The 3,405-nt window shown below is 41.1% G+C and carries 2 protein-coding genes; both read right to left on the reverse strand.

The genetic code is table 11. The features are described from left to right. Window positions 1–166: 166 nt before the first annotated feature. Window positions 167–757: a hypothetical protein gene (locus ACJWXQ_RS06685; protein ID WP_406672430.1), complete on the reverse strand. Its 591-nt coding sequence runs from the start codon at window positions 755–757 to the stop codon at window positions 167–169. A gap of 19 nt (window positions 758–776) precedes the next feature. Next, window positions 777–3,260, reverse strand: coding sequence for an ATP-dependent Clp protease ATP-binding subunit (locus ACJWXQ_RS06690; protein ID WP_406672431.1), 2,484 nt, complete (start codon window positions 3,258–3,260; stop codon window positions 777–779). Window positions 3,261–3,405 lie beyond the last annotated feature (145 nt).

Below are 3,405 nucleotides of genomic sequence, written 5' to 3' on the forward strand. Positions count from 1 at the left end.
CTAAAGGATCTGATATCTTTTCAACTTCCTCCAGGTAATTCTTCTCCTGGAAAGCTTTCTCCTGTATGTCTTCTTTCTGGGCTTTATCTTTTTCTTGTTTTGCCATAGTTTTAAATTTTTAAAAGGTACATGAACTCAATTCAATTTACAGTCATTAAAATCACAGTTAATCAGCATTTTGTAATTCTTTCAGGAGCGCCTGCATCGATCTGATCAAAGCAACCCTGGCCTCCGGATCAGCAATTGCATCACGGAGCAGTTTGTTGGTGCGCAGCTGTTTCTCAATCTTCTGGTAGCTCTCTCTCTTTAAGCCGATATCTTTGAGAAACTCAGAGTTTTTGATCAACCCATCTTTTTCAAAGTCCCGGAGGTCGTTGAAATGTAGTGTTTCATTTTTTGATTGCCCGTCAGGCCCTTCAAAATCAAGCTTTACCTTTGGTTTGTAATAGTTGAAGATGTCGTCCATGGTTTTCAGGCCCTTGACAATCTCAGGTTTTACCGGTGCTTCGTCTGTTAACTGTTCGGCCAGAAGCGTTCGGTTTTGTGGAAACTCAACAATTGCATCGCTTGTTTCCACATCTAATACACGCGTAATTACAGTTTTCTTTGCCATAGTTTCTTCGTTTAGTTGATAGTTAATAGTATTTGTTTCCCCCTGGTAAGGGTCTTGATAATTATGATTGGTGATTACGTCAGGCTCTCTTTTTTTTTTGAAATGCTGGAAAAATGAACCCAGGAAATTTTTAAATGATTTCACATCTGTCCGTGTTTTAGAATTATTTCGCCGCCTGGGCACACTCCCAAGTTAATTCTTTTTCGTTTTTATCCAGCTTGGCAATGGAATTGCCCTTTAACTCACCACTAATGATCATGTTGGACAGGGGCGTCTCTATATGGTCCCTGATCACTCCCAATATGGGTCTTGCACCGTATTCCAAACTGAAGCCCATCTTTGACAATGCTTCAATTGCAGGGTCGGAAATTTCCAGAAAAATATTTTGCTCTTTCAAAAGATTGCGCACCTTGTTGATATGGATATTTAAAATGAGATGAACCAACTCTTTTCGAATGGGCGCAAAGGGAATGATCTTGTCCAGCCGGTTGATGAAGGCGGGCTGGAAATATTTTTTCATTTCTTCTTTTAGGACATCGTCTTCCAATAGCTTGTTATGGTGCTGAAATGTGTCAATAATGATTTCACTGCCGATATTGGATGTAAAAAGAATGATGGCATTGGTGAAGTCGCCCTCTTTTCCCAGCTTATCATGCAGCTTTCCTTCATCCAGCACTTGATAGAAGATCTTGAAAACGGAAGCATGTGCTTTTTCAATTTCATCAAATAATACCACTGAATATGGCTGTTGGCGAATTTCGTTCACAAGCAACCCGCCTTCCTCATAACCAACATAGCCCGGTGAAGCGCCGTGGAGAAGCGAAACAGATGCTTCTTCAGTAAATTCAGACATGTCAAACCTCAGCATTGCATTTTCATCCTGGAATAAGTAATCCGCCAGGGTTCGTGCCAGTTCTGTTTTACCTGTGCCCGTGGGTCCAACCAGGAAGAAAGAACCTACAGGTTTGTTCTGCTTCCTCAATCCTGCCCGTGCCCTTCTGATGGCCTGTGCAATTTCATGAATCGCATGATCCTGGCCTATGATCCGCTTCTGTAATTCATCCTCAATTTTTATCAAACGCTCCTGCTCGTTTGTTTGTAACTTGCCCAGGGGAATTCCCGTTTTAAATGACACTACTGCATATAAATCATCTGTGTCAACCAGGTTGATCTCTTCGTTCAGTAATGCATAAAACTTATCAATGAACGTGCTTAACATGTCAACCTGTTTTTGGTTATCAAGTGTTTTCAAACTATCTGCTGAGAATGAAGCTTTTGCGATTAGCAAATAGTTTAAATGACTGGATAATAAGGATTTAACCTTAGTCAGTTCGTGTGAGTCATGTGCCAGCTTTTTCTTCATTTTGTCGGAAAGGAGATCGTTGGCATTTACAATATCATCAAGTTCAGCCTTTGCGGTCTCTTTATAAATACTTAATGCAGCCATAGTTTTATCAATGAGGTCAATGCCAGCATCAGGCAACTTCCTGTCTTTGTTAAATCGCCTGGCCAGTTTAATGGATTCTTTTAATGCATTGTCATTGATTTCCAGCATATGATGCTTTGCATACTTAGGAATCACCGCTTTAAGCATTTCAAAAGCGTCTTCTTCGTTGGGTTCGTTGATCGTAATTTTTTCGAATCGTCTCATGAAAGCCTCATCGCCTTCAATGAATTTTGCAAATTCGTCATTGGTGGTTGCCCCAATGATGGTGAGGCCACCCCTGGCTAATTCAGGCTTGATGAGGTTGGCAGCCCCGGCAGCCCCGCCGTGTTTGTCAAGCATTAAATGAATCTCATCAATGAAAAGTATGGTATTTGGAATGGTCTTGATCTCTGCGATGATTTTTTTTAACCTGTCTTCAACCTCCCCTTTGTAGGAAGCACCTGCAATCAATGCCCCAAAGTCGAGTTCAAATATTTTCGCATTTTGGAGTTTTTTGGGCACCTTGCCATCCAGTATGGCGGCAGCAAGTCCGTCGATGATGGCAGACTTGCCCACACCCGGCTCTCCAACCAAAATGGCGTTGGGCTTGGTTCGCCTGCACAATGTTTCAGAAATCAGCCTTATTTCTTTTTCGCGACACATAACAGGATCAAACAGGCCGCTTTCAATGATCGATGATTTATCAATACAGTAATTATACAGAAACTTATAATCAGATTTCGTTTGCGATTTGCTGTCTGTCAAACCTGGTGGAGCTTCCTTTAGCTGGTCGAAATATTCCGTGTTCAATAACTCTTCGCTGGTAATGGGAAAGGTTTTGAGTTGTTCATAAGTATAACCAACACCAGGGATAGATAAGGCTGCCAAAACCATAAAAGACTCAATGTGTTCTTTCCCAAGCTTAATGCGCAACAAGTCAGCCTCTTCAAATACAGCCTCTGCATTGCTGTCAAGCCCGGGTGGCTTGGTGATCTTTGGAACCTTTTTGCATTTGCTTATGCGCAGATCAGCCCAGTCATCAATAAAAAAAACATCTTTTCCCATCGACTCCAAAGAACGTCGCAATGGGAAGTCTTTGTTTAGCAGGGCCTTTATAATATGAGAAGGCGAAATCTCTTCATTGGCGTTTTCGTTCGCTATAGATTTGGCTATGTCTAAAACATCAGACAGTTCTTCTGTTAATGGAAGTTTCGTTGTCATAAGCAGTATAATTATATTTAAAACAAACGTTTATCAGGCTAAATATAGAAATATCCATCAGCTTCGGTTCAATCCGATCGATAGTAAAACAAATCCAACAGCAGTCAAATCAAGAAATAGTCAAGTCAAACAGTAGTCAAGTCAA

This window comes from Natronospira sp., from assembly GCF_007134575.1.
GTDB classification, from domain to species: domain Bacteria; phylum Pseudomonadota; class Gammaproteobacteria; order Natronospirales; family Natronospiraceae; genus Natronospira; species Natronospira elongata.